Source organism: Thalassobaculum fulvum, from assembly GCF_014652915.1.
Classification (GTDB): domain Bacteria; phylum Pseudomonadota; class Alphaproteobacteria; order Thalassobaculales; family Thalassobaculaceae; genus Thalassobaculum_A; species Thalassobaculum_A fulvum.
The window spans coordinates 374,621-399,155 of the sequence record NZ_BMZS01000002.1 but is presented as its reverse complement, the minus strand read 5'-3'; the positions used below and the strand labels follow the sequence as shown (position 1 = coordinate 399,155).

Sequence of the window (24,535 nt, the reverse complement as noted above, 5' to 3'; positions counted from 1 at the left end):
CGTCGCGGCGCAGCCGCGGAGATCCGGGGCCTATGAACGGCGAGGGTTGAATCTTGTCGACGGGCCGCTCAGCGGCGCGGGCGCATTGCGGCGATCGGGTCGACCGGGCGCTGTTCGAGGTCCCAGGGGAAGTAGATCCAGGTGTCCTGGCTGACCTCGGTCACGAAGGTGTCGACCAGCGGTCGGCCGGCCGGCTTGGCGTAGATCGTCGCGAAGTGCGCCTTCGGCAGCAGCGCCCGTACGGCGCGGGCGGTGACCCCGGTGTCCACCAGGTCGTCGACGATCAGCCAGCCCTCGCCGTCGCCCTCCAGGGACGGCGGCTTGACGATCTTCAACTCGCCGCGCTTCTTGTCGTCGCCGCTGGTGCCGTAGGTGGTCACGCACACCGTGTCGACCACGCGGATCGCCAGCTCGCGGGCGACGATCGCGGCCGGCACCAGGCCGCCGCGGGTGATGGCGATGATGCCCTCGAACGGGCCGGCATCGACCAGCCGCCAGGCCAGCGCCTTGCCGGTCCGATGCAGTTCCTCCCAGGAAACCGGAAACGCCTTTTCGGGCGCGGAGCCCTCCGCCATCGCTCACCTCCCTTGTCGGTGAATGGCCTATAGCGCGGCGGGGGCCGGCTCGGCAACGACGGGCGCATCGCCCGACCGTCGCAGCCCCCGCCGTCAGGCGTCGGGGGCGGACGAGCCGGACCGGATCAGCGGACGAAGATCCGGACCTCGTTGGTCTGGGCGTCGGCGGCGGTGGTGGCCGACAGGGCGATCCGGCTGGTCGGCAGGCCCATGTCGGTCAGCGCCCGCATCACGCCCTGGGCGTTGCGGCGGGCCGCGTTGGTGTCGAGTGCCGCACGGCCGGTGCTGCTCGACTGCGGGCTGACCGCGACGACGTCGAAGAACGCGTCCGGCCGGCGCTCCAGCGCGCGGCTGACGGCGCTGTACAGCGGCTGCTCGTACTGCACGTTCGGGCGGTCGAAGCGGATCACCACCAGCGGCCGCCGCTCGGCGGCGCCGGGAAGCGCGAGGCCGCGCGGAGCGCCTGCCGGGGCCGGCGCGAAGCTGGCGCCGGTCTGCGGGATGGTGCGGTTGGCCAGGCTGGTTCCGAACAGCTCGCCGTGCTTGATCGCCACGGCCATGGCGTTCAGGTCCTGCCGCTCGGTCGCGACATAGGCGCTCTGGCGGCGGATGTCGTCGCTGAGTTCGGTCAGCAGCCGGTCGACCAGCACGACGGTCTGGTTGGTGTCGTCCTCGAGCACCGCGAGCTGGCGATGGTCCTCCTCGACGGCGCCCGACAGGCCGTAGGCGGCGCGCACCGACTCCAGCAGGTAGGTCGACAGCGCGGCGTCGGCCGAGACCCGGTTGGCGAGCGCGTTCATCTGGCCGATGTCGGCGTTGACCATCTCCAGCTCGCGCTGGGCGCGGGCCCAGGCGTCCACCAGCTGCGGGTTGCCGGGGGTGGTGCCGACCTGCAGGCGCGATTCGATGCCGGCCACGGTCGAGTGGTAGTTCAGCGCGTTCTGGACGGTCTGCTCGCGCAGCTGCTGCAGCGAGGTGTTCTGCGCGCGCACGGAATCCTGCAGGCGCACCAGGTCCTGGCGCAGCTGGTCGACCTTCTGCCCGACGAAGGTCCCGGTCGGCTGGCCGGGCTGCGGCGGGGTCAGCTTGAAGTTCGTGTTGCCGAGCTGCGGCGGGGCATTCAGCGGTTGGCCGGAAAGTTCGCCCTGGGACGGCTTGATCGCGATCTTCTCACCGGAACCCTGGGCCGCCGGCGGCTCTCCGCTCAGCGACGGCCAGAGCGAATCGGTTGAGCAGCCGCCTAGCGCCAGCACGCCCACGCCGATGGCGGCGAGGCGACGCAACGAGTGGAACGATACGGTCACCGCGTCTTCCCTTGTTGTCCTTGTCCAGGGTGGGCACCCCGGAGACCCCCATAGCGCTACGACTGCCCGCCACCGTCGTGCGCCCGACCGATCGAGCCCGCGCCACTTCACGCCGATTGCGTAGAGGGCCGCGAATCGTGCACCCGATACTACTTAAACCCAGGAATCAGAACAAGTTATTTTGGTTCGTGAATTCGTGGCTTTCGGCCCTTGCCAAGCCAATCGGGTTTGAGTAGGTTGCGCGGCCTTCGGGGGACGCTTCCTCCGGACGACGCGCCCGTAGCTCAACTGGATAGAGCACCTGACTACGGATCAGGAGGTTAGGAGTTCGAATCTTCTCGGGCGCGCCATTCTGAGGCCCCGGAACCTAAGCGGTTCCGGGGCCTCTCCATTTCCGGGTCCTGGCGATGTCGCCGGACCCGCGCTTCCTACCGGTCCGTGCACTTCAGGGTCAGGCCGCCGTCGACCACGATCTCGGCGCCGGTGACGTAGCGCGCCTCGTCCGAGACCAGGAACAGGCAGGCGTGGGCGACGTCCCAGCCGGTGCCCATGAAGCCCATGGGAATCCGCGAATTGCGGCGGGCGATCAGCTCCTCGGCGTTGCCGCCGGCCTGCTGGCCCGCCAGGTAGGCCTCGACCATCGGGGTGTGCATCTGGCCCGGGATCACCGTGTTGCAGCGGATGCCCTTGGGCGCATACTCCAGCGCCACCGAGCGGGAGAACCGCACGATCGCCGCCTTCGCCACCTGGTAGGCGATCTGCTGCTGGCCGGTGAAGGTGACGCCCGAGGTCGAGCCGATGTTGACGATGGCGCCGCCGCCGGCCTTCTCCATCACCGGGATCGCGTGCTTGGCGGCCAGGAACACGTGCCGCAGGTTGACGTCCATCTGGGCGTCCCAGTCCTCCTCCGACAGCGTCACCGGGCCGCCCGGCTTGGCCGCGCCGACGTTGTTGTGGAGGATGTCGAGGCTGCCGAACGTCTCGACGCAGGCCGCCACCATGGCCGCGACCTGGTCGGATCTGGTGACGTCGCAGACATGGGTCGCGCAGGTGCCGCCTTCGCCGGCGATGATCCGGCGGGTCTCCTCGACCGCGTCTGCCCGGTTGTCGACCAGGAACACCTTGGCGCCCTCGCGGGCGTACAGCGTGGCCGACGCCTTGCCGTTGCCCCAGCCCGGCCCGACCGAGCCGGCCCCGGTGACGATCGCGATTTTGCCGTTCAGCCGTCCGCCCATGGCTTCCTTCCCCTCTTCATCATGGCTTGCCGGGAGGATCCGCGGCCGCGGTCCCGGTTCCCCCTACAGTCCGGCCGCCGGGGCCGGAGCGCAATGCGTCAGGACCGGTGCCGGGCGATCGGCCGGAAGCGCTGGCGATAGCGGGCCGGAGTCATGCCGGTGCGGCGCCTGAACAGCCGGCGGAAGAACGCCGGATCCTCGTAGCCGACGGCGGCGGCCACCGAATCGGTCGGCTCGCCGGTGGTCTCCAGCATCTGCTTGGCCTCCTCGACCCGCAGCGCCTGCACGTAGTCGACCGGGGCATGGCCGGTCGCCGCCTTGAACCGGCGCTTGAAGGTGCGCTCGGCCAGCCCGGACTGCCGGACCATCCGGGCGACCGGGTTGGGGCCGGCATAGTGCTCGGCGATCCAGGCCTGGCAGGCGGCGACGACCGCGTCCTCGTGCGGCCGGGCGCGTTCCGGGCCGGCGAACGGCAGCTGGCCGTCGCTGCGGTCGCCGAGCAGGAACACCTTGGCGATCCGCACCGCCTCGGCCTCGCCGCAGAACCGGGCGATCAGGAGCAGGGCCATGTCCTCCCAGGCCGCCGCCCCGCCGCCGGTCAGCAGCCGGCCCGCGGCGTCGCCATCGCACAGGATGCGCTCGGGCCGCAGCCGAACCGCCGGGTAGTACCGCTGGAACACGCCGGCGGCGCTCCAGTGCGTGGTCGCCTCGCGACCGTCGAGCAGGCCGGCCTCGGCCAGGAACAGCGAGCCGGTGCACACCGAGCAGACGGTGGCGCCGCGTCGGTACTGCTCGCGCACCCAGGCCGTCTCGATCGGCCACCGTTCGTGCGGGGCGGCGTCGAGCGGCACCGCCAGATCGGTCACCAGCACGACGTCGGACCGGCCGTCGGGCAGGGCACCGGACGGGGCGATCGGCGGACCGAGGGCGCTGGCGAACGGCTCCGCCGTGCGGGCGACGATGCGGGCGTCCATCCGGCGCACCGGCGCCGCCTCGCCGGTCAGCTGGTGCCACGCCACGCCGACCGCGGCGAACACCTCCAGCAGTCCGTACAGCGCCGCCGGGGTCGATTCCGGCAGCGCCAGCAGGCTGACCGCGACGGGGGCGCCAGTGGCGGGGGCGCCAGTGGCGGGCGGGTCGGTGGCGGGCGGGTCGGCGGCGGGCGGGTCGTTGGCGGGCGGATTCATGGGGTCAGATGGCACGAATGCCCCGGTTTTGTCCAATCGGCCTCTCGCTGGGGCCGCGTCGGGCCGGTATTCCGCCGCGGTTCGCAACCTGCAGACGAAAGGACCCCGAAATGACCGTCATGATGAAATCCGCACCGTTCGACCAGGGGGCCGCCGAGGCGTTCGCCGAGCGGATCGGCGGCACGATCGATTCCGGTGCCGTCGCCTTCATGCTGTCGGTCGGCCACCGGCTCGGCCTGTTCGACACCCTGGCCGGCATGGCGCCGGCGACCAGCGGGGAGATCGCCGCCCGGGCCGGTCTGGCCGAGCGCTACGTCCGGGAGTGGCTGGCCGTCATGGTCACCGCCCGGATCGTCGAGTACGACCCGGCCGGCCGCCGCTACGTCCTGCCGCCGGAGCATGCCGCCTGCCTGACCCGCGGGGCGCCGCTCGGCAACCTGGCGGTGTACGGCCAGCACGTCGCCATCATGGGCGCGGTACAGGACCGGGTGCTGGCGTGCTTCGAGACCGGCGAGGGCATGGCCTACGACGACTACCCGTGCTTCCACCAGATCATGGCCGAGGACAGCGGCCAGACCGTGGCGGCGCCGTTGTTCGATTTCGTCCTGCCGCTGGCCGACGGCGTGACCGACGCGCTCGCGGCCGGCATCGACGTGCTCGACGCCGGCTGCGGCCGGGGTGAGGCGCTGCGCGCCATGGCGGCGCGGTTCCCGGCGAGCCGGTTCGTCGGCTACGACCTGTGCCCGGACGCCATCGGCTTCGCCCGGGACGCCGCCCGCGCCGACGGGCTGGCGAACATTCGGTTCGAGCGGCGCGACCTCACCGGCTATGACGAGCGCGAACGCTTCGACCTCGTCACCAGCTTCGACGCGGTCCACGACCAGAAGGACCCGGAGGCCCTGATCCGCGGCCTGCACGGGGCGCTGAGGCCGGGCGGCGTCTATCTGATGCAGGACATCGGCGGCTCGGCGCGGCTCGAGAACAACCTCGACTTCCCGATGGCCTCGCTGCTGTACGCGATCTCCTGCGTCCACTGCACGCCGATCTCGCTCGGCCAGGGCGGGGCCGGCCTCGGCACCATGTGGGGCTGGGAGACCGCCGAGGCGATGCTGCGCGGCGCCGGCTTCGCGAGCGTCGAGCGTCACGTCCTGCCGCACGACCCGATGAACGTCTGGTTCGTGTCGCGCAAGGCGTGAGCTGCAGCCCGGGGACCGGGTGTGCCGGCCGGCGGGGTCAGAGCGTCTTCAGGTACTCGATCAGGTTCGTCTTCTCCTGTTCGGAAAGGTCGGTCGCCGGATAACGGTGACCGGCGTTGCTCAGGCCCCGCAGCGCGGTCCGGTAGTAGAGCCTCCGGTCCTCGGGCGTCACGCCGTCCGGCACGGCGGTGAACCGGGTGACCTCCAGGCCCATCTTCGTGTGGTCGTAGCCGTTGTCGGTCCGCAACCAGACGGCAGGGCGTGCGTCGGGGGTCAGCAGGTCCCACATCGTCGGCACCGAGCCGTTGTGGAGGTACGGTGCGTTCGCCCAGATGCCGTCGAGCGGCGGTGCGACGTACCCGCCCGTCTCGGGGTACAGCGCCACCGCCCCGTAGTCGCCGACCCAGCCTTCCGCCAGGTGGCGCTTGAAGGCGACCGGGAAGTCGTGGACCCGGACCGGGTCCGTGCCGATCTCGTCGAGCGGTATCACGCGCTCGGGGTAGCTGCCCTCGCCGCTGTAGGTGCCGTGGCACGACGCGCAGTTCTTGAGGTAGACGAGCCGGCCCCGGTCGGCCGCCGTCCGGTCGATGTCGCCGGGGTATTTCGGCGGCTGCACCGAGTTGATCCACGCGAAGATGTCCTTGAAGTACGGCTCCATCTCCGCAACCTGCTGCGGCGTGACGCTGTACTCGAACACGAACTGCATGATGTCGCGGTGCGTCTTGCCGATGAAGGCGTCGTAGTAGTAGCGGGTCTTTCGCTTGGAGAGCCAGAACGGCGGGGTCTTGACCGGGATGTCCAGTTCATCCGGGGCCTTCACCGGGAACTGCGGAGCCTCGGTGACGTTCAGGTCCCTGTCGCGCATCGCCATGAAGGAGATGGCGGCCCCCCAGGCGTTGTTGAGCCCGCGGGTCGGCTCTTCCGCGAACGGCGGCGCCTTCGGGGGCGGCGGCGACGGCTCCCGGCCGTTTGCGGCGAGGTAGCGCGCCAGGTCGTCGGTGAACGTCCGCAGATTGATCAGCGAGTTGCCGAGGCCGATCGTCACCTTGCCCTCGACCGGGCCACCGTGACAGGCGAGGCAGTTGATCGAGACGTTGCCCTTGTCGTCCGCGGTGAACTGCTGCGGGAGGTTCCCCGGGCGATCGGCGGTCAGCTGGAAGCCGTAGCGCGCCAGCGTCATCTGCAGGCGCTCGCCCGGCGAGGCCTTCTCGGCCCGGCTGCGCGCAGGCTCCGGCCAGACCTGCCAGATCCTGTCGAAATCGGCCTCGGTCATGAGCCGCACCCCGATCGGCACCGTCAGCAGTGTCCGGTAGCCGCGTTCGGCGGCCGTCTCTTCCGCTGCCGCCGGGACGGTGAGCGCCGAGAGGCCGATGGCGACCGTCGCGGCAAGAGTGAGAAGCTTACGCATGGCCGTGGTCCTCGATTGGTTGCCTCGGGTCAGCCGTTTCGCCGGTGGATCGGCAGTCGGAAGGTCGGGCGGCCGGTCGCGGCGAGGATGGCGTTGCAGAGCGCCGGGGCGATGGGCGGAACGCCCGCCTCGCCGACCCCGCCGAGGTCGGCGTCGCTGTCGACGATGGTGACGTCGATCTCCGGGGTGTCGCGCAGGGACAGGAGCCGGTACTGATCGAAGTTCTGCTGCTGGACCCGGCCGTTTCGCACCGTGATCTCGCCGTACAGCGCGGCCGACAGGCCGAAGATCATGCCGCCTTCCATCTGCGCGCGGGTCGCGTCCGGGTCGAGGGCCATGCCGCAGTCGATCGCGCAGGTGGCGCGGTGCAGCACGGGCCGGTCGCCCTGCATGGAGATCTCGACCGACTGGGCGACGATGCTGCCGAACGATGCGTGCAGCGCGGTGCCGCGGAAGCGGCCGGCGGCCGGCGGTTGCGGCCAGAGGTCCCGGTCGGCCCGCAGGACCGCGGCATGGCGTGGTCGGTTCGCCAGCATCGCCAGCCGCAGCGCAACCGGATCCCGTCCGGACGCCCGCGCGGCGATGTCGAAGGCGTGCTCGACGAACCAGGCGTTGTAGCTGTGCCCGACCGAGCGCCACCAGCCCATCGGCACCGGGATGCCGGCGTCGTGCCAGGTGAGGCGATGGTGGGAAACGTCGTAGGGGAACGGGGCGGCGCCCTCGACCGCCGTGGGATCGACCGAGGCCGGCGGATCGGCCGGGATTTCGGCCGGCGCGCGGCGGAGATCGGGGACGGCCAGCCGCTGCTGCCAGCTGACCGGCCGGCCGTCCCGGTCGAGGCCGATGGTGATCGCGGTCGCCGCCGGCGGCCGGTAGAAGTCGTGCCGCAGGTCCTCCTCACGCGACCAGATCAGCTTGACGGGCCTTCCGGCGGCCCTGGCGGTCAGCGCCGTCTCGACCATGTGGGCGACCTGCAGATTGCGGCCGAAGCTGCCGCCGGCGAGGGTGGTGTGGATGCGCACCGCGGCCGGCGGCACGCCCAGCCGCGCCGCGATCGCGTCGCGCGCGGCGGTCTGCGACTGGGTCGGCGCCCAGGCGTCGACGCCGTCCGGGCCGATCGAGACGGTCGCGCTCAGCGGTTCCAGGGGCGCGTGCGCCAGCAACGGGACCTCGAAGCGGAGATCGAGCCGCTTCAGGATTTCGGCGTCGGCCTGCGCGGCATCGCCGTGTTCGGCCACAAGGGCACCGCGGCGGCCGAGGGCCGCGTCCAGGCTCGCGCCGATCGCTGCCGAATCCAGCCCGGCGTTCGGGCCGGGATCCCAGTCCGGCTGCAAGGCCTCCAGCGCGCGCGAGGCCTCCCAGAACGACGGGGCCAAGACGGCGACGGCGTCCTCCAGCGGCACCACCTGGGCCGACGGCACCCGGCGGACGGCCGGCCCCGGGTCGACGCTTCGCAAGTTGCCGCCGATCACCGGGCTGTGCCGGATCGTGCCGACCAGCATGCCGGGGACCTGCAGGTCGATACCGAAGACGGCGGACCCGGCCAGCTTCTGCGGTCCCTCGTGGCGCCGCATCGGACGGCCTAGAACGCGCCAGGCGGACCGCGGCTTCAGCCCGACCTCGGTCGGCGGCTGCAGCCGGGAGGCGGCGGCTGCGAGCACCCCATAGGGCAGGATGTCGCCGCTGGTGCGGTTGCGTATCCGTCCCGCGGCCGCCTCGCACCCGGTCGGGTCGATGCCCCATCGCTCGGCGGCGGCCGCGACCAGCATGTGCCGGGCGGCGGCGCCGGCGATGCGGAACGGCTCGAACCACGCGATCGCGCTGGTGCTGCCGCCGGTCACCATCGTCCCGTAGTATCGGTTCTCGAACGCAGGTGCGACCGGCGCCGCCTGCACCCGGGCGTCGGCGGGGTCGATCTCCAGCTCCTCGGCCACCAGGCCGACCAGCAGCGTATGGACCCCCTGTCCCATCTCGGTCGGCGGGGCGCTGACGGTCACCGTGCCGTCGCCGGCGACGCTGATCATCGCGTTGAGCCGGTCGCCGGGCGCGGCGCTGGCCTTGCGTGGCGGCCAGGCGAGCGAGCATGCGACGGTGAGGCAGGCGCCGCCGCCGATGGCCCTCAGCATCGCGCGGCGGCCGATCGGCCGGGTCATCGCCCGACCATCGTGCGAAGAGCCCGGATTACGCGCGGGTAGGTTCCGCAGCGGCACTGGACGCCGATGTTGTTCGCCAGATCGGCGTCCGTCGGGTTCGGGTTCGCCCGCAGCAAGGCAGCGACCGCCATGATCATGCCGGGCTGGCAGTAGCCGCACTGGGACACCCCGGCGTCGAGCCACGCCTGTTGTACCGGGTGGATCTGCCCCGCGGGGACGAGGCCCTCGATCGTGACGATCGCCAGTCCCTGCACGTCGGCTGCGGCCACCGTGCAGGCCGGGATCGCGGATCCTTCGAGATGGACAGTACAGGCCCCGCAGATGCCCTTGCCGCAGCCGTATTTCGTTCCGGTCAGCCCGAGTTCGTCGCGCAGGACCCAAAGCAACGGAGTGTCGGCGCTCGACTTGATTTCATGGAGTGCGCCGTTCACGGAGAGCTGCATGACGCCGGTCTTGTCGTGCTGCGGTCATTGGGAACTTACGGTCGGTAAAGATTACGCTGCTCTCGGTTCAGGTGCCTATAGGCAAGTATAGGATGACATGATGTCCAAGACCTGAGGCAGGTCTTCTCTGTGGTCTCAATGGCGGCCGCTCGCTGTCGAACGGCGTTGCACGGGGCCACGCCGCTTCCTAGCCTCGCACGTCAGCACCGATGGAGAGGCCCATGCGCGCCCGGATTCGCGATACCGAGATCTACTTCGACGTCGACGGGGCCGGGCTGGTGCCGGACGGCGCACGGATGCGCGAGAAGCAGACCGCCTTCGTCATCCATGGCGGGCCGGGCAGCGACCACAGCGACCTGAAGCAGAGCTTCGGCCGGCTGACGGACCGGCTGCAGGTCGTCTATTTCGACCATCGCGGCCAGGGCCGCTCGGCCCGCGGCGACGTCTCGAAGTACACCCTCGACGAGAACGTCGAGGACATGGAGGCGCTGCGCCTGCATCTCGGCCTCGGGCCGATCGTCAGCATCGGCACCAGCTACGGCGGCATGGTCGCGATGGCGCACGCCGCCCGCTATCCGGACTCGGTCTCGCACCTGATCCTGGTGGTCACCGCCGCCCATGCCGGCTTCAACGCCCGGGCCCGCCGGATCGTGGCCGAGCGCGGCACGCCCGAGCAGATCGCCGCCTGCGACGATCTGTGGGCCGGCCGGCTCGATACCGAGGCCAAACTGCGCCGCTACTACGAGGTCATGGGGCCGCTGTATTCGCTGAAGCACGACCCGGCGGCGGCCCGGGCCGGCCTGGACCGCCGCATCCTGTCGGCGGACGCGATCAACCGCGCGTTCGCGCCGGGCGGCTTCCTGCAGAGCTTCGACCTGCGCCCGGAACTCGGGCGGATCACTGCCCCGACGCTGATCCTGGCCGGCCGGCACGACTGGATCTGCCACCCGGACTTCTCGGAGGAGATCCACCGCCTGATCCCGGGCTCGGACCTGCGGGTGTTCGAGCACAGCAGCCACTCGATCCGGGTCGACGAGACCGATGCGTTCCTGGACGCGGTCGCCGGCTTCGTCGTGTACAAGACCCGCCGGGCCGCCGGGTGATAGCATCCGGCGGTGATTCGGGCGTCACGTGCCGCCCGGCGGATCTGGGGTGGCCATGCGGGGTGTCAGGCGGCGGGTGCTGGTGACCGGCGGGGCCGGGTTTCTGGGCTCGCATCTGTGCGAACGGCTGGTGGCGCGCGGCGACGACGTGCTGTGCGTCGACAACTTCTACACCGGCACCAAGGACAACGTGGCGGCCCTGCTGGGGCTGCCGACCTTCGAGCTGTTGCGGCACGACGTGACGTTCCCGCTCTACGTCGAGGTCGACGAGATCTACAACCTCGCCTGCCCGGCCTCGCCGATCCACTACCAGCGCGACCCGGTGCAGACCACCAAGACCAGTGTGCACGGCGCCATCAACATGCTGGGCCTGGCCAAGCGCCTGAAGGCCAGGGTGCTGCAGGCCTCGACCAGCGAGGTGTACGGCGACCCGACGGTGCACCCGCAGACCGAGGACTACTGGGGCAACGTCAACCCGCTGGGCCCGCGTGCCTGCTACGACGAGGGCAAGCGCTGCGCCGAGACCCTGTTCTTCGACTATCACCGCCAGCACCGGCTGCCGATCAAGGTGCTCCGCCTGTTCAACACCTACGGGCCGCGCATGCATCCGAACGACGGGCGCGTGGTCTCGAACTTCGTGGTGGCGGCGCTGACCGGCGCGCCGATCACGGTGTACGGCGACGGCTCGCAGACTCGTTCGTTCTGCTACGTCGACGACGTCATCGAGGCGATGATACGGGCGATGGACACCGACGAGTCGGTGACGGGACCGATCAATGTCGGCAACCCCGAGGAGATCCCGGTGATCGGGCTCGCCGAGCTGGTTCGCGAGATGACCGGTTCGCGGTCGCCGATCGAGTTCCGGCCGCGGCCGGCGGACGACCCGATGCAGCGTTGTCCGGACATCACGCGCGCCCGCGGGCTTCTGGACTGGCAGCCGACGGTCGGCCTGCGCCGCGGCCTGCAGGCCACCATCGCCTATTTCGACGGTCGCCTCGCCGGCGCGGCCGGCGTCCCCTAGCGGCACCCGACCGCCGCGACCGAGCGACGCGATGACGACACTGACGGCTTCTTTTCCGGTCGTGTCATCGCTATGTCATAGTGTTCTTGGAACGACCGTTCCACCGAACCAATCTCGAGGTGCCCAGCGAGGGCCATGAGCGACGCCGTTCAATTCCTGCGCGCCTGGATCGCCGACCCCATCCGACTCGGTTCGATCACCCCGTCGAGCAGCGCGCTCGCCGCGCTGATCACGTCGGAGATCACGCCGCAGACGACTCCGGTCGTCGAGCTCGGTCCCGGCACCGGCGTGTTCACCAAGGCGCTGCTCGCCCGCGGCGTGCCGCCGGACCGGCTGCTGCTGGTCGAGCGCGAGGCGAAGTTCGCGGCGATGCTGCGGGAGCGTTTTCCGGGAGTCGGCGTGCTGGCGATGGACGCCACCGACCTGGGCCGGGCCGAGCTGTTCGGCGGCGAGCCGGTGAAGGCCGTGGTCAGCGGGCTGCCGTTCCTGTCGATGCCGACTCGCGCGATCATGGGCGTGCTCGACGGCTGCTTCGCCCACATGAGTCGGGACGGCTCGTTCTACCAGTTCACCTACGGGGCACGGTGCCCGGTCCCGCGCGCCGTGCTCGAACGGCTCGGGCTGAAGTCGGCGCGGGTCGGCCGGACCTTCTCGAACTTCCCGCCGGCGACGGTCTACCGCTTCCGCCGGCGGCCGATGCGCCGCCTGTATGCGGTTCAGGGCGACGGTCAACCGCGGCCGTAGGCGTCGTCGTAGCGTTCGATGTCGTCCTCGCCGAGATAGCTGCCCGACTGGACCTCGACGATCGCGACCGGCTCCTCGGTCGGATTCTCCAGCCGGTGCACCCATCCGAGCGGTATGTCGATCGACCGGTTGATCGGCAGGTCGACGGTCTCGAGCGAGTCCTGGGCCGGTCCCCGGGTGACCCGGGCGGTTCCCTCGATCACCACCCAGTGCTCGGCGCGGTGGCGGTGGCTCTGCAGCGACAGCCGGCCGCCCGGGTTGACCCGGATCTGCTTGACCTGGAAGCCCGGGCCGTGGTCGAGCGTCCGGTACGAGCCCCAGGGCCGATGCACCTCGGGATGGCCGTCGGCCTCGCTTCGGCCTTCCGCCCGCAGCCGGTCGACCACCGCTTTCACGTCCTGTGCCCGATGGGCGTCGGCCACCAGCAGGGCGTCCGGGGTGGCGACGATCATCAGGTCGGCCACGCCCAGGGTCGCCACCAGCGGGCCGGTGCTGCGGATCAGGCAGTCGTGGGTGTCGAGCGTGACCGCGTCGCCGACGACGGCGTTGCCGGCCGGGTCGCGGCTGGCGAGCGCATGCAGAGACGCGAACGAACCGACGTCGCTCCAACCGGGATCGCAGGGCACGACCGCCGCCCGGTCGGTCTTCTCCATGATCGCGTAGTCGATCGAGATCGCCGGTGCGCGGCCGAAGGCGGCGGGATCGAGGCGCTCGAAATCGAGATCGCGGGTGGCGGCGGCCAGCGCGGCGCGGGCGGCTTCCTCGACCGCTGGTGCCAGGCGGGCGATCTCGGCCGACAGCACCGCCGCCGAGGCCAGGAAGTTGCCGGAGTTCCACAGGTAGCGGCCGTCGGCCAGATAGGCAGAGGCGGTCGCCGCATCGGGCTTCTCGACGAACCGGTCGACCCGGTGCACGCCCCGGGCTTCGGGGTGCTCGCGGCCGGTCAGCACGTAGCCGTAGCCGGTCTCCGGGCGGTCGGGGCGGATGCCGAAGGTCACGATGCAGCCGGCGTCGGCCGCGGCGCGTGCGCGATCGACGGCCTCGACGAAGGCGGCCGGCCGCGCCATCGCGTGATCGGCGGCGAGCAGCAGGACCATGGCGTCGCCGTCGTCGGCCGTCGCGCGCAATGCGGCGACGGCGGCCGCGGGTGCCGAGTTGCGGCCCTCCGGTTCCAGCACGATGGCGCGCGGCCGGATGCCGGCCTCGCGCATCTGCTCGGCGACCAGGAACCGGTGCTCGACGTTGGCGACGACGATCGGGTCGGCGAACCGGGTCGGATCGGAGACCCGCCGGGCGGTCGCCTGCAGCATGGTGCCGCCACCCAGCAGATCGAGGAACTGCTTGGGATGGTCGGCGCGCGACAGCGGCCACAACCGGGTGCCGGCGCCGCCGGACAGGATCACCGGGACGATCCGGGTGCTGCGGGCCACGGACCGGTCGCTCACGGCCGGGACGGTTCGGAACGCGCGCTCATCGCACCCGCGCGCAGGCGAAATTGCGTTCGACCATGCCGGTGTCGGTCCGTTCGACGCAGCGCCAGATCTGGCCGTGGCCCCGGAACACGGTGACCAGCGACAGCCCGCCCTTCGTATCGTCGGCGGCAGCCGACGACACCACCTCGACCTGGCCGTCCCGGACGCCGCGCCACAGGTCGTTGACCGTGACGTTCGGGGCGTACACCCACGCCGTCGCCGGGTTCGCCGACTTGACCTGGGCCCGGGCCACCGGCGCTGCCGCCAGAGCCAGAACGAAGGCTGTGACCCATCCGACCTGCTTCATCATCGCCCCATCTCCTCGCCGTTCGAGATACCGGCTCCGGTGGTGCCGATCAAGCGCGCCACGAGCGTTTCGAGGTCGCCGCCGCCATACCGGTGGCCGGCGATGCCGGCGGGGGCGCCCGCCTGCATGTCGGTCTCCTGGTCGCCGATCAGGAAGGAACGGTCGGCCTTGACCGGCCAGTGGCGCATCAGGTCGAGCAGCATGCCGGGCGCCGGCTTTCGCCAGCCGGCGAATGCCGCGAACCGGTCCGGCCGATGATCCGGGTGGTAGGGGCAGTACCGCCAGTCGTCGACGCGCGCGCCCTGCTCCGCCAGGCGCTCGGCCATCCAGCGGTGCAGCCGCTCGACATCGGCGGTTCCGTAAAGGCCGCGCGCGACGCCGGACTGGTTGGTGACGACGAATACCAGGTAACCGGCGGCGTTCAGCCGCCGGATCGCGGCCGCGGCCCCCGGGATCCACTCGATCTGATCGTTGCGATGGGCATAGCCGACATCGCGGTTGAGCACGCCGTCGCGGTCGAGGAACGCGGCCGGACGGAACTCGGGATCGGCCATCCTGTCCTCGGTGCCGGGGCTGGGAACGGCCGACGACCGTCAGACCATGCAGATGGTGAACACCGACCGTGGCGTCGGATGGGTGCGGCGGTACAGCGGCAGGCTGAGCCGGACCCAGTCGAACGGCGTCGGTCCGCCCTGGGTCATCAGCACGCCGCGGCAGCGGTGCACCAGCGGCGCGCCGCGCCGGACCGCGGTCTGGACGTCCAGCTCGACCCGCCGCGCGAGACGCCGGTCCGGCATGTCGACCAGCCGCTTGCCGCCCATCTGGGCCGGGGTGATCTCGTCCCACAGGCGCAGGTCGCCGGCCTCGTAGGCGGCGATCCGGAACTGGTTGTCCTGGTCCAGCTCGACCAGCTTGGCCCGGGCGCTCTGGGCGCCTTCGCGCTCGAGCGCCTCGATCAGGCCGGACCCCTCGTCGCCGTTGCCGCCGAACGCCCACCATGTGCGGACCGCCCGGTCGATCAGCTCCCGGTGATGCGGCGCCACATCGTTCGGCAACCGGTCCGGCTCGATGGCGATCGACTGGATCGTGGTCGGGAACTGGGCGTACTGGCGGGCCGTGACCAGATGGTGGATCCGGTCGGCGACCTGCTCGGCGCGCCCGTACTCGTTCTGCCAGGTGGCGCCGTCCCACCATGCCAGCGAGACCGGCTCCAGGCTCTCCGACCAGATGACGCACAGATCGGTCAGGCGTTCCACGGTCGCCGGCTCGACGCTGTGCGGATCGACCACGATCCGGGTCGGCGCGATCGAGTCCAGGCTGGTGCCGGCATGCAGCCAGGACCGCTCGATCGCGGCCCAGCCGAGCGAGTGCAGGGCGAACAGCACCATGTCGGGGGCGTCGTTCGGCAGCTCGTCGCCGAGCCGGCGGCGATAGCGACCGTCGGCGTCCAGCCACTCGGCGGCCCGCAGGCGGGCGGCAAGCGTCTCGGCCGAGATCATCGCCATCTCGATCGAGCTGATCGAACGCGCCGTACCGGTCTCGGGCGGGGCGGCGATCGGCGCGGGCGGCTGGGCGTGGCCGTCGCTCTCGCCGGACAGGCCGGTTCCCCGCAGGATCTCGTCGATCGTCGGCGGCCCCTTCGGGCCGCGGCGGCTGCGCACCGAGTCCTGGAGATAGCGGATCGCCGGCTTCACGTCGGTGAAGCAGACCGAGACCGGCCGGGTATCGGCGCGTACCAGGTTGATGGTGATCCGGCGGCCGGCCGCCCGGCTTTCCAGGGCGCCCGGAAGCAGGCCGAGAACCTCGTCGCCGACCACTTCGGGGTCGACGTGGACATCCGCGACCTTGACGCCGATCTCGACGTCGACCCACCCCATCAGGTTGATCGCGGTGGCCCACATCGTGCGCTCCGCGCCCTGGCCATCGGACAACCGCGGGCCGATTCCTTTCGGGGTGAGCCAGAACGATGCGATCTCGGAGTCCATTGCCGCGAATCCGTCCGGAATATCCGGAGCGAAAGTCTTGCACGCCACCCGGAGGGCGAACAAGAACCAATTGAGACGGCGTCGAAATACGACGGTCTTCGAACGATTATAAGGTAGTGGGCGCGGCGCCCGGCCGGCGCCGCGCCCATCGTCGGTCAGAGGACGTCGGTCAGGAAGCCTTCGCCAGGAGCTCGGCGACGCGCTCCCAGTTGACCATGCTGTCGACGAACGCCTTCACGTAGTCCGGCCGGCGGTTGCGGTAGTCGATGTAGTAGGAGTGCTCCCACACGTCGCAGCCGAGCAGGGCGGTCTCGCCGAGCGCCACCGGGTTCACGCCGTTCGGCGTCTTGGTGACCTTCAGCTTGCCGTCGGCACCGACCGCCAGCCAGCACCAGCCCGAGCCGAACTGGGTGACGCCGGCGTTGACGAAGTCCTCCTTGAACTTGTCGACGCTACCGAAGTCGGAAACGATCCGCTTCTCCAGCTCGCCCGGCATGGCGCCGCCGCCGTTCGGCTTCATCCACTGCCAGAACTCGATGTGGTTCCAGTGCTGGGCGGCGTTGTTGAACAGGCCGGTCAGCTTCTCGTCCTTGTAGGACGCCTTGACGACCTCCTCGAGCGACTTGTCCTCGAGGCCGGTGCCCTTCAGCAGGTTGTTGCCGTTCACGACATAGGCGTTGTGGTGTTTGTCGTGGTGGAACTCCAGCGTCTCGGCCGACATGTACGGCGCCAGCGCGTCGTACGCGTAGGGCAGCGGGGGAAGTTCGAATGCCATCGGTCGCTCTCCTCTCGTGAATCCCTCGGTGTCTCTCGGGCACGGTCACTGGGGGCCCGGACTCTGGGGGGCCGGGTCGGGGCCCGAGTCCGCGTAGATGTAAGCCCAAGAAAAATCTTGTCCAGAGAAGAAGCGGGCCGACCGGTTTCCGGCTAGGATCGCGGCATCGCTCCGACCCGCCGGGGCATCGATCCAGGACCTTCTGCCATGCTGTTCGCTCAGATCACCGACCTGCACATCCGGGAACCGGGGATGGCGCTGTCCGGGCGTGTCGATACCGCCGGCTTCCTGGAGCGGGCGGTCGTGCGCGTCAACGCGCTGTCGCCGCGGCCCGATTTCCTGCTGATCACCGGCGACCTGATCGACGGCGGGTCGGAGGCGGAGTACCGGCACCTGCAGCGGCTGCTGGAGCCGCTCGCGGTCCCGGCCTACCTGGTGCTGGGCAACCACGACGGCCGCGAGGCGTTCCGGGCCTGCTTCCCGGACCTCGAGTACTGGCGCCCGGACCAGAAGTTCGTGCAGTACGCCCTGGATTTGGGGGCGCTGCGGCTGCTGGTGTTGGACACCCACGACCCGGGCAAGTCGTCCGGCGCGCTGTGCGCCGACCGGCTCGACTGGCTGGCGGTCCGGCTGGCCGAGGACCGCGACACCCCGACCGTCGTGGTCATGCACCACCCGCCGGTCGCGGTCGGGCTGCCGGGCATGGACCGGCTGCGGCTGCTGGAGGGCGCGGAGCGGTTCGCCGAGGTGGTGCGCGTTGCCCCGAACGTCGAGCGTATCCTGGCCGGCCACCTGCACCGGGGGGTCACCGTGCGGTTCGCCGGGACGGTGCTCGACGTGATGCCCGGCGCGGCCCACCAGGTGCACTACGACTCCGAAGGCGCCACCCCGCTCGCCCTGGTCATGGAGCCGCCGATGCTGCAGCTGCACCGGCTGGTCGCCGGCACCGGCCTGGTGAGCCACAAGCTGTACGTCGACAGCTACGGCGGGCCTCAGTCGTTCGGCTGATCCATCTCGGCGACGGCCGCCAGGAAGTCCTCCAGGGTGTCCGGCCCCTTCGGTCCGAAGCGGTCGCGCAGGCCGAGCTCGGCCACCCACATCTGGCGCCGGCCGCTGCCGACCGCGGTGAACGGGTCCATGCCGAGGTCGCGCAAGGTGTCGGCGACCGAGTCCATCTCGATGGCGCGGCGCCGGCCGTGCTGGGCCATGCGGCCCATGTGGTAGGTCGCGAGCTTGCGCCAGTCGAGGTCCGGGAAGGTGCCCTGGATCGAGGCCAGCACCCGGTCGGCGACGCCGGCGCGGTCGGCCGCCACCAGGCTCTCGCACAGGATCGCCTCGAGGCCCTTCATGAACACGCTGCGCGCCATCTTGATGGTCGAGGCCTGGCCGACCTTGTCGCCCACCACCTCGACGTTCATGCCGAACGCCGCCAGGCGCTCGGCCGCTTCCGGCGCCGCCGCGCCGGCCAGCAGCATCGGCACCTTGTGGCCGCGCCCCGGCACCGTGTCCATCACCGCGACGTCGACGTAGCGCGCCGCCGAGGCCGCCTCGACCGCCGCCGAGGCCTTGACCTTCTTGCCCGGCGAGCACGAGTTGAGGTCGAGGTAGAGCTGGCCCGCGCGCAGGTGCGGGGCGGCGGTGGTGGCCGCCTCCAGCGCCCGCTCCGAGGTCACGGTCGACAGGATCAGGTCGGCGTCGCCGAGCGCCTCGGCGGACGAGGTGCAGGCCCTGGCCGGCACCGCCTCGGCCTTGGCGATCCAGGCGTCGCGGGTCTGCGGGTCGTCGACCAGGATGTCGTACGCCGCCACCGAGCTGGCACCGGCGCCGAGCAGGCCCCTGGCGATCAGCGGCCCGGCCTCGCCGAACCCGATGAACGCCAGCCCGGGCACGTTCGAGCCGCTTGCCATCACGCCTTCTTCCCGGGCTTCAGCTTGGTCGCGTTGGCCCGCTCGTAGTACTCGATGGTGACCTCGTGATCGACGCTGGGAAGCTGCGTCGAGGCCTGCTGCCAGATCTCGTTCATGGTGTGCAGCAGCGGCGCGAACGCCTCCTGGTCGCCGGCCAGCCCGGCGGCGATGCCGACGTCCTTGGCCATCAGCGCCGCCGAGAACCCGGAGCCGTATTTCCGGTTCAGGACGCGCTGGTGGTACTTGGTCTCGGTCGAGTTGTTGCGGCCGGTCGACACGTTGATGATGTCGATCATGGTGGACGGGTCGAGGCCGAACTTCTGGCCGATGATCAGCGCCTCGTTGGCCGCCGTCAGACCGACCGCCGACAGGTAGTTGTTCAGGCACTTCATGGCGTGGCCGCAGCCTAGCGTGCCGCAGCGGAACACGTTCTTGCCGGTCGCCTGGAACACCGGCATGACCTTGGCGATCGCCGCCTCGTCGGTGCCGCCGACCATGATCGACAGGGTGGCGGCGTCGGCGCCGGCGGTGCCGCCGGACACCGGCGCGTCGATCAGGGTGACGCCCAGCCGGTGCAGCTCGTCGCCGAGCGCCCGGGTGCCGGTCGGGGCAGACGAGCTCATGTCGACGACGATGGCGCCGGGCCTGAAGCCGTCGGCCAGCCGGTCGCCTTCGCCCGGCTTGTCGGCACCGAGGCAGATCTGCCGGACCACCTTGCCGTCTGGCACGATGGTCACGATCACGTCCGACATCTCGGCCAGCGCCTTCAGGGTCGGCGCGCGCTTGGCGTCGAACTCCTCGGCGAACTTGCCCATCCGGCCCTGGTCGACGTCGTAGACGGCGATGTCGATGCCGGCCTTCTTGGCGTTGCGGGCCATCGGCCACCCCATGTTGCCGATGCCGATCCAGCCCACGGTCATGTCCGCCATGGCGGCGTTCTCCCCTCAGATACCCAGTTCCTTGAACACTTCGCGGGCGTTGCGGAAGGCGTCGATCGCCGCCGGCACGCCGCAGTAGATGGCGGTCTGCAGGAACACCTCGCGCATTTCCTCCTTGGTGACGCCGTTGTTGATGGCGCCGCGGATGTGCAGCCGCAGCTCGTGCGGGCGGTTGAGCGCCACCAGCATCGCCAGGTTCAGCATCGAGCGCTGCTTGCGCGGCAGCTCCTCGCGGCCCCACACGGCCCCCCAGCAGTACTCGGTGACCAGCTCCTGCAGCGGCATGTTGAAGTCGTCCGCCGACTGGATCGACTTGTCGACGTATTCGGCGCCAAGCACCTCGCGCCGGTTCTTCAGGCCGGCCTCGAACATGGCCTTGTCCATGGGGGTTCCTCCGGGAGTGTATACAAAATTCGGCGGAGCGTAGACCGGCGGCGGGGGCGCCGCCAAGGTGCCGCGTCGATATGGGTGTCGGGCCGTTCCGTGGGCGACCGGCGAGGACGGGTTTGCGACGGCGCCGCTCAATCCCTAGGTTAGGCTCGCGCGATCAGGCAGGAGACCGGCATGGCCCCAGACGATGGAGGGCGCGCCTACGGAGGCGCGGCGGACGACCGTCCGAGTGCCGCCGCCGGCACCGCCGCGGCGGTCGACAGCGGGTTCGTCGACGAGCTGTACGTGGTGCGGCTGCGCGGGCTGGTCGTCGATTTCCGGATCGGCGTGCACCCGCACGAGCTCGACGCCCCGCAGCGCGTGCGGATCGACACCACCGTCGAGGTCGCACGGCCCGAGGGCGGGTTCCGCGAGGACTACCGGCGGGTCTACTGCTACGAGCGGCTGGCCAAGGGTATCCGCCAGCTCGCCGCCGGCGGCCATATCAGGCTGGTCGAGACCCTGGCCGACCGGATCGCCGAGCTGGCGCTAGTCGACCCGCAGGCGCGCCGCGCCGAGGTGACGGTCGAGAAGCTCGACATCTTCCCGGACGCCGAGGGCGCCGGCGTGACGGTGGTCCGACGCCGGACCTGAGCCGCCGACCCCGTGTTGCCGCCGCAAGAACCGGAGTGAGTGGCCGGGCCGGCTTCGCTACGGTCCGGACCCGTGTCTGGAGCCTAGGGAGCCGCCATGACCGACATTCCCGCCCGGGTGTCCGCCCTCGACTGGGACCGGCTGGGCGCCGACATGGACCGCTGGGGGGCCGCCGCCACCGGGCCCGTGCTGACGGCCGAGGAATGCCGGTCGCTGATCGCGGCCTATCCCGACGACGCGCGCTACCGCAGCACGGTGGTGATGGCCCGTCACGGCTTCGGCAGCGGCCAGTACCGGTACTTCGCCTACCCCCTGCCGCCGCTGGTGGCGGCGCTGCGCGAGGCGCTGTATCCGCGGCTGGCGGCGCTGGCCAACGCCTGGGCCGAGCGCCTGGGCGAGCCGGCGCGCTATCCCGGGCGGCTCGCCGACTGGCTGGCCGAGTGCCATGCCGCCGGCCAGACCCGCCCGACCCCGCTGATCCTCCGCTACGGCCCCGGCGACTACAACTGCCTGCACCAGGACCTGTACGGCGAGCACGTGTTCCCGCTGCAGGCGGCGTTCCTGCTGAGCGAGCCGGGCCGGGACTTCATCGGCGGCGAGTTCGTGCTGACCGAGCAGCGGCCGCGCATGCAGTCGCGCGCCGAGGTGGTGGGCCTGACGCAAGGCGAGGCGGTGATCTTTCCGGTCAACCGCCGGCCGGTGCAGGGCTCGCGCGGGATCTACCGGACCGCCATGCGCCACGGGGTGAGCCGCCTGCACTCGGGCGAGCGCTATACCCTGGGCATCATCCTGCACGACGCCGCCTGAACGGGCGGTGCCCGGCCCCAGCTTGGCCGACAAACGGCCGATGCACTAACATTGGCACTGGACCCGCCAGGGCCGGCTGAGCATTGTCCCCCGTGGCGACCGCTCGCCGCCCGCAGAGCAAGAAATCCGTGCCGTCTTGAGGAAACCCCCGTGAAGAACTCGAAAACCGTACTCATCGACCGCCATCCGGGCCGATCCGCGCAGACCATCGGGCTTGCGCGCGAGCTCGGCACCGATCCGGACCTGATCCACGAGCCGTCGGTCGGCGTCGTCGGCACCAAGGGCGACAGCCAGTGCTATCTCGGCGTGCTGTCGAAGGTCGACGCGATCCACGCGGCGCTGAAGAGCCGGATCGGCCAGGGCGAGGGACAGCTCCGGCTGCGCCTGGTCCAGCCGGAGTACACCATCGCCACCTCCGACGGCATCCGCAACGGCACCCGCGAGATGCGCTACTCGCTGATCGGCCGCGAGGTCACCCACGACGCCCTGTGCGAGCACCTGGAGGCGACCGGCCTCGCCGGCACGATCGCGGTGGTCGCCTGCGACAAGCCGCCGGTCGGCACCCTGGCCGCGCTGCTCGAGCACAACCAGCCGGCCATCATCATGTCGGACGGCCCGATCCATCCGGGCCACGACCCGAAGACCGGCGAGGCCCTGGACATCGTCAGCGCCTACCAGGTCGCCGGCAATCCGGACCCCGAGTTCCGGCACCACATCGCCTGCCACGCCTGCCCCGGCATCGGCAGCTGCGGCGGCATGTTCACCTACAACACCATGCAGACCTTCATCGGCGTCGTCGGCATGCAGCCGCTGCAGATGGTGGCGCCGGCCTCCGACGACCCGCGCCGGATCAACGAGTTTCCGGCCCTGCTGGTCGAGCATCTCGCGGCGATGATCGCGAACGACCTGAAGCCGCGCGACATCGTGGTGCGGGACTCGCTCCGCAACGCGGTGATCGTGGCGATGGCGATCGGCGGCTCGACCAACGTCACCCTGCACGCCCCGGAGATCGCCCGCGCCGCCGGCTTCGGCGACTTCTGGAAGGAGGTCATGACCCCGGAGGAGTTCAACCACCTGTCGCAGCACGTCGTGCCGGTGCTGACCGACGCCCGACCCTACGGCAAGTACTCGATGGTCGACATCGACGCGGTCGGCGGCGTCCAGGTGATCGTCCGCGAACTGCTCGAGGCCGGCCTGCTCAACGGCGACGTCATGACCTGCACCGGCGAGACGCTGGCCCAGCAGGTCGCGCGGCTGGAGGCCAAGCCGGTCGACGGCAAGGTGATCTATCCGGTCGAGAAGCCGTACAAGCCGACCGGCGGCCTGCGGGTGCTCGGCGGCAACCTGTCGCCGGACTTCTCGGCGATCCTCAAGCTCGCCGGCGTCGAGGGCGGCCTCGAGAACAACACCTTCGTCGGCAAGGCGCGGGTGTTCGAGGGCGAGCAGGGCCTGCTCGAGGCGCTCGACGAGACGCCCGAGAGCTTCCAGAACCACGACATGGTCATCGTGCGCTACGAGGGGCCGAGCGGGGCGCCCGGCATGCCGGAGATGCTCGACCCGACCTCGCGCATCACCACGCTGTGCCGAGAGCGCGGCATCGTGGTCGGGCTGATGACCGACGCCCGGTTCTCCGGCGGCTCGGTCGGCCTGGTCATCGGCCATGTCGGGCCGGAGGCGGCGCTCGGTGGTCCGATCGCGTTCATCGAGAACGGCGACGACATCGTGGTCGACCTCAACACCAACGAGCTGAACTGCCCGGCGCTCAACGACCCGGCGACCCTGGCCGAGCGCAAGGCGGCCTGGGCGAAGGTGGTGGCGGACAACGGCGGCATCCATCCGAACTGCGGCATCGCCGACACCCGGCTGCTGCACCGGGCCCGCCACACCGCGGTGCCGGCGACCCGCGGCGGCGGCCTGCACCCGAACCGCGAGGTCTGGGTGCGCGAGCCGCGCGAGGCCGTCCGGTCGGGCTTCTCGCCGAAGAACAAGTACCGCCCGCAGACCGACAAGGCGTTCTGACGGCGCCGAGGGAGGCCCGCCACCGCCAATCATCGGACCGATCGGCCGCGGAGGAACTCCGCGGCCGATCGTCTTTTCGGGCCGGCAGCCCGGCGGCGGCGGCCGTCTCAGCCGCCCGCCATCGCCTCCAGCACGGCCCGCGACGGCTCGTCGGCCGGGAAGAAGCTCTCGATCCGGATGTCGTGCAGGGCGAGGTCCTGCGGCTCGCCGAGCGTCGTGATCGTGGAGAACAGCCGGACCGCGACGCCGTCCTTGGCGACGTCGAGCGTCAGCACCGGCGGCAGCGGGAGATCGTCGCCCTCCGCGGACCGGCCGCCGCCGGCCGCCCAGTGCGGCGCCGCCGGGCCGAGCCGCCGGGCCATGTGCGGCAGCACCTCGTCGCGGTTGCGGAGCCACGGGCCGAGGCCGTCCGGGTCGAAGATCCAGGCAGCCAGGTCGATGGCGCCGTCGGTCGCGGTAGGCAGCCCGTCGGGGGCGAGGAACGCCAGCATGCGCTCGGCCGCCGCGTTCGCCCGCCGCAGGCGCCAGGCCCGGTCGACGACGATCGCCGGGAACGGTTCCTGCTTGTCCAGGATGAAGCTCAGCGCGGCCTCGACGGCGGCGAGGTCGGGATCACTGTCCTGACGCGCCAGGAAGGCGGGCGAGAATCCGGCCGCGGCGAGCAGGGCGTTGCGGTCGCGCAGCGGCACGTCCAGCGCCCCGGCGAGCGCCACCACCATGTAGCGGCTCGGCCGGGCCCGGCCGGTCTCCAGGAAGCTGACATGGCGTTGCGAGGTGCCGGCGTCGAGCGCCAGGTCGAGCTGGCTGGTGCCGCGCCGGCGCCGCCAGCGGCGCAGCAGCACCCCGAAATCCTCGGGCGGCTGGGTCGCGTCGTGCAGGTCGAGCGCGCTGACCATGATTACTCCCGGCGTAATTGAGGCGGCCCGGCCTCCG

The 24,535-nt window shown here is 71.0% G+C and carries 24 protein-coding genes and 1 tRNA gene; 9 read left to right on the top strand and 16 right to left on the bottom strand.

The annotated features are described in order from the left end of the window. Positions 1-68 precede the first annotated feature (68 nt). Complete coding sequence (gene gpt / locus IE246_RS05135; RefSeq protein WP_189987865.1) at positions 69-575, bottom strand: xanthine phosphoribosyltransferase; 507 nt, start codon at positions 573-575, stop codon at positions 69-71. Between the two features lie 125 nt (positions 576-700). Further along, positions 701-1,879, bottom strand: coding sequence for a hypothetical protein (locus IE246_RS05130; protein WP_229836405.1), 1,179 nt, complete (start codon positions 1,877-1,879; stop codon positions 701-703). Positions 1,880-2,152: 273 nt separating this feature from the next. Here IE246_RS05130 and IE246_RS05125 point away from each other — a divergent pair. Beyond that, positions 2,153-2,229 (top strand) — tRNA-Arg (locus tag IE246_RS05125). Positions 2,230-2,307: 78 nt separating this feature from the next. Here IE246_RS05125 and IE246_RS05120 read toward each other — a convergent pair. Beyond that, complete coding sequence (locus IE246_RS05120; RefSeq protein WP_189987864.1) at positions 2,308-3,114, bottom strand: SDR family NAD(P)-dependent oxidoreductase; 807 nt, start codon at positions 3,112-3,114, stop codon at positions 2,308-2,310. 98 nt (positions 3,115-3,212) lie between these two features. Further along, the gene (locus IE246_RS05115; RefSeq protein WP_189987863.1) at positions 3,213-4,301 is read right to left on the bottom strand and encodes a GlxA family transcriptional regulator; all 1,089 of its coding nucleotides are present in this window, start codon (positions 4,299-4,301) and stop codon (positions 3,213-3,215) included. Between the two features lie 110 nt (positions 4,302-4,411). Here IE246_RS05115 and IE246_RS05110 point away from each other — a divergent pair, with 110 nt between their 5' ends. Further along, positions 4,412-5,497, top strand: coding sequence for a class I SAM-dependent methyltransferase (locus IE246_RS05110; protein WP_189987862.1), 1,086 nt, complete (start codon positions 4,412-4,414; stop codon positions 5,495-5,497). Positions 5,498-5,534: 37 nt separating this feature from the next. Here IE246_RS05110 and IE246_RS05105 read toward each other — a convergent pair whose 3' ends face one another. The 3 genes from IE246_RS05105 to IE246_RS05095 are packed head-to-tail and all read right to left on the bottom strand — an operon-like array spanning position 5,535 to position 9,501. Then, positions 5,535-6,905: a c-type cytochrome gene (locus IE246_RS05105; protein WP_189987861.1), complete on the bottom strand. Its 1,371-nt coding sequence runs from the start codon at positions 6,903-6,905 to the stop codon at positions 5,535-5,537. 29 nt (positions 6,906-6,934) lie between these two features. Beyond that, the gene (locus IE246_RS05100; RefSeq protein ID WP_189987860.1) at positions 6,935-9,058 is read right to left on the bottom strand and encodes a xanthine dehydrogenase family protein molybdopterin-binding subunit; all 2,124 of its coding nucleotides are present in this window, start codon (positions 9,056-9,058) and stop codon (positions 6,935-6,937) included. After that, on the bottom strand, positions 9,055-9,501 hold the full coding sequence (locus tag IE246_RS05095) for a (2Fe-2S)-binding protein (protein WP_189987859.1): 447 nt from the start codon (positions 9,499-9,501) through the stop codon (positions 9,055-9,057). Before IE246_RS05095 ends, IE246_RS05100 begins: the two co-directional genes overlap by 4 nt. A 221-nt stretch (positions 9,502-9,722) precedes the next feature. On the opposite strand from IE246_RS05095, the gene IE246_RS05090 reads away from it, so the two are divergent. The 3 genes from IE246_RS05090 (at position 9,723) to IE246_RS05080 (ending at position 12,369) form a co-directional block, all read left to right on the top strand. Then, the gene (locus IE246_RS05090; RefSeq protein WP_189987858.1) at positions 9,723-10,604 is read left to right on the top strand and encodes an alpha/beta fold hydrolase; all 882 of its coding nucleotides are present in this window, start codon (positions 9,723-9,725) and stop codon (positions 10,602-10,604) included. Positions 10,605-10,659: 55 nt separating this feature from the next. Then, positions 10,660-11,625: a UDP-glucuronic acid decarboxylase family protein gene (locus tag IE246_RS05085; RefSeq protein ID WP_189987857.1), complete on the top strand. Its 966-nt coding sequence runs from the start codon at positions 10,660-10,662 to the stop codon at positions 11,623-11,625. 135 nt (positions 11,626-11,760) lie between these two features. Then, on the top strand, positions 11,761-12,369 hold the full coding sequence (locus IE246_RS05080) for a class I SAM-dependent methyltransferase (protein WP_189987856.1): 609 nt from the start codon (positions 11,761-11,763) through the stop codon (positions 12,367-12,369). Here IE246_RS05080 and IE246_RS05075 read toward each other — a convergent pair. The 5 genes from IE246_RS05075 to IE246_RS05055 form a co-directional block, all read right to left on the bottom strand. After that, positions 12,354-13,814, bottom strand: a complete 1,461-nt coding sequence (locus IE246_RS05075) for a mannose-1-phosphate guanylyltransferase/mannose-6-phosphate isomerase (RefSeq protein ID WP_229836402.1) — start codon at positions 13,812-13,814, stop codon at positions 12,354-12,356. The two genes, IE246_RS05080 and IE246_RS05075, sit on opposite strands and share 16 nt — an antisense overlap. 25 nt (positions 13,815-13,839) lie before the next feature. Further along, positions 13,840-14,151, bottom strand: coding sequence for a hypothetical protein (locus IE246_RS05070; protein ID WP_189987855.1), 312 nt, complete (start codon positions 14,149-14,151; stop codon positions 13,840-13,842). Then, positions 14,148-14,702: a D-glycero-alpha-D-manno-heptose-1,7-bisphosphate 7-phosphatase gene (locus IE246_RS05065; protein ID WP_189987854.1), complete on the bottom strand. Its 555-nt coding sequence runs from the start codon at positions 14,700-14,702 to the stop codon at positions 14,148-14,150. The genes IE246_RS05070 and IE246_RS05065 overlap by 4 nt, the downstream gene beginning before the upstream one ends. Before the next feature lie 39 nt (positions 14,703-14,741). Further along, a complete protein-coding gene (locus tag IE246_RS05060; protein WP_189987853.1) occupies positions 14,742-16,133 on the bottom strand; it encodes a hypothetical protein in 1,392 nt (463 codons plus the stop codon). 169 nt (positions 16,134-16,302) lie between these two features. Further along, complete coding sequence (locus IE246_RS05055; protein WP_189987852.1) at positions 16,303-16,908, bottom strand: superoxide dismutase; 606 nt, start codon at positions 16,906-16,908, stop codon at positions 16,303-16,305. Between the two features lie 207 nt (positions 16,909-17,115). Here IE246_RS05055 and IE246_RS05050 point away from each other — a divergent pair, with 207 nt between their 5' ends. Beyond that, positions 17,116-17,916, top strand: coding sequence for a phosphodiesterase (locus IE246_RS05050; protein ID WP_189987851.1), 801 nt, complete (start codon positions 17,116-17,118; stop codon positions 17,914-17,916). Here IE246_RS05050 and IE246_RS05045 read toward each other — a convergent pair. Genes IE246_RS05045 through pcaC form a run of 3 tightly spaced genes read right to left on the bottom strand, consistent with a single transcriptional unit; the run spans position 17,901 to position 20,137 of the window. Next, entirely contained in the window at positions 17,901-18,815 is a 915-nt protein-coding gene (locus IE246_RS05045; protein ID WP_189987850.1) for an NAD(P)-dependent oxidoreductase, read from the bottom strand. The two genes, IE246_RS05050 and IE246_RS05045, sit on opposite strands and share 16 nt — an antisense overlap. Further along, positions 18,815-19,744, bottom strand: a complete 930-nt coding sequence (locus tag IE246_RS05040) for an NAD(P)-dependent oxidoreductase (protein ID WP_189987849.1) — start codon at positions 19,742-19,744, stop codon at positions 18,815-18,817. Before IE246_RS05040 ends, IE246_RS05045 begins: the two co-directional genes overlap by 1 nt. Positions 19,745-19,759: 15 nt before the next feature. After that, the gene (pcaC, locus tag IE246_RS05035) at positions 19,760-20,137 is read right to left on the bottom strand and encodes a 4-carboxymuconolactone decarboxylase (protein WP_189987848.1); all 378 of its coding nucleotides are present in this window, start codon (positions 20,135-20,137) and stop codon (positions 19,760-19,762) included. 180 nt (positions 20,138-20,317) lie between these two features. Here pcaC and IE246_RS05030 point away from each other — a divergent pair, with 180 nt between their 5' ends. The 3 genes from IE246_RS05030 (at position 20,318) to IE246_RS05020 (ending at position 23,602) form a co-directional block, all read left to right on the top strand. After that, the gene (locus IE246_RS05030; RefSeq protein ID WP_189987847.1) at positions 20,318-20,776 is read left to right on the top strand and encodes a dihydroneopterin aldolase; all 459 of its coding nucleotides are present in this window, start codon (positions 20,318-20,320) and stop codon (positions 20,774-20,776) included. Positions 20,777-20,872: 96 nt separating this feature from the next. Next, positions 20,873-21,583, top strand: a complete 711-nt coding sequence (locus IE246_RS05025; protein ID WP_189987846.1) for a 2OG-Fe(II) oxygenase — start codon at positions 20,873-20,875, stop codon at positions 21,581-21,583. Between the two features lie 150 nt (positions 21,584-21,733). Then, the gene (locus tag IE246_RS05020; protein WP_189987845.1) at positions 21,734-23,602 is read left to right on the top strand and encodes a dihydroxy-acid dehydratase domain-containing protein; all 1,869 of its coding nucleotides are present in this window, start codon (positions 21,734-21,736) and stop codon (positions 23,600-23,602) included. A 107-nt stretch (positions 23,603-23,709) separates the two neighbouring features. Here IE246_RS05020 and IE246_RS05015 read toward each other — a convergent pair whose 3' ends face one another. After that, positions 23,710-24,498, bottom strand: coding sequence for a helix-turn-helix domain-containing protein (locus tag IE246_RS05015; protein WP_189987844.1), 789 nt, complete (start codon positions 24,496-24,498; stop codon positions 23,710-23,712). Between the last annotated feature and the right edge of the window lie 37 nt (positions 24,499-24,535).

What these genes read in the sequence shown, in the direction of transcription:
- pcaC (WP_189987848.1), bottom strand. Translation starts at nt 20,137, where the DNA reads ATGGACAAGGCCATGTTCGAGGCCGGCCTGAAGAACCGGCGCGAGGTG.
- IE246_RS05095 (WP_189987859.1), bottom strand. Translation starts at nt 9,501, where the DNA reads ATGCAGCTCTCCGTGAACGGCGCACTCCATGAAATCAAGTCGAGCGCC.
- IE246_RS05085 (WP_189987857.1), top strand. Translation starts at nt 10,660, where the DNA reads ATGCGGGGTGTCAGGCGGCGGGTGCTGGTGACCGGCGGGGCCGGGTTT.
- IE246_RS05050 (WP_189987851.1), top strand. Translation starts at nt 17,116, where the DNA reads ATGCTGTTCGCTCAGATCACCGACCTGCACATCCGGGAACCGGGGATG.
- IE246_RS05055 (WP_189987852.1), bottom strand. Translation starts at nt 16,908, where the DNA reads ATGGCATTCGAACTTCCCCCGCTGCCCTACGCGTACGACGCGCTGGCG.
- IE246_RS05105 (WP_189987861.1), bottom strand. Translation starts at nt 6,905, where the DNA reads ATGCGTAAGCTTCTCACTCTTGCCGCGACGGTCGCCATCGGCCTCTCG.
- IE246_RS05065 (WP_189987854.1), bottom strand. Translation starts at nt 14,702, where the DNA reads ATGGCCGATCCCGAGTTCCGTCCGGCCGCGTTCCTCGACCGCGACGGC.
- IE246_RS05040 (WP_189987849.1), bottom strand. Translation starts at nt 19,744, where the DNA reads ATGGCGGACATGACCGTGGGCTGGATCGGCATCGGCAACATGGGGTGG.
- IE246_RS05120 (WP_189987864.1), bottom strand. Translation starts at nt 3,114, where the DNA reads ATGGGCGGACGGCTGAACGGCAAAATCGCGATCGTCACCGGGGCCGGC.
- gpt (WP_189987865.1), bottom strand. Translation starts at nt 575, where the DNA reads ATGGCGGAGGGCTCCGCGCCCGAAAAGGCGTTTCCGGTTTCCTGGGAG.
- IE246_RS05030 (WP_189987847.1), top strand. Translation starts at nt 20,318, where the DNA reads ATGGCCCCAGACGATGGAGGGCGCGCCTACGGAGGCGCGGCGGACGAC.
- IE246_RS05015 (WP_189987844.1), bottom strand. Translation starts at nt 24,498, where the DNA reads ATGGTCAGCGCGCTCGACCTGCACGACGCGACCCAGCCGCCCGAGGAT.
- IE246_RS05060 (WP_189987853.1), bottom strand. Translation starts at nt 16,133, where the DNA reads ATGGACTCCGAGATCGCATCGTTCTGGCTCACCCCGAAAGGAATCGGC.
- IE246_RS05070 (WP_189987855.1), bottom strand. Translation starts at nt 14,151, where the DNA reads ATGATGAAGCAGGTCGGATGGGTCACAGCCTTCGTTCTGGCTCTGGCG.
- IE246_RS05100 (WP_189987860.1), bottom strand. Translation starts at nt 9,058, where the DNA reads ATGACCCGGCCGATCGGCCGCCGCGCGATGCTGAGGGCCATCGGCGGC.
- IE246_RS05115 (WP_189987863.1), bottom strand. Translation starts at nt 4,301, where the DNA reads ATGAATCCGCCCGCCAACGACCCGCCCGCCGCCGACCCGCCCGCCACC.
- IE246_RS05045 (WP_189987850.1), bottom strand. Translation starts at nt 18,815, where the DNA reads ATGGCAAGCGGCTCGAACGTGCCCGGGCTGGCGTTCATCGGGTTCGGC.
- IE246_RS05080 (WP_189987856.1), top strand. Translation starts at nt 11,761, where the DNA reads ATGAGCGACGCCGTTCAATTCCTGCGCGCCTGGATCGCCGACCCCATC.
- IE246_RS05110 (WP_189987862.1), top strand. Translation starts at nt 4,412, where the DNA reads ATGACCGTCATGATGAAATCCGCACCGTTCGACCAGGGGGCCGCCGAG.
- IE246_RS05025 (WP_189987846.1), top strand. Translation starts at nt 20,873, where the DNA reads ATGACCGACATTCCCGCCCGGGTGTCCGCCCTCGACTGGGACCGGCTG.
- IE246_RS05090 (WP_189987858.1), top strand. Translation starts at nt 9,723, where the DNA reads ATGCGCGCCCGGATTCGCGATACCGAGATCTACTTCGACGTCGACGGG.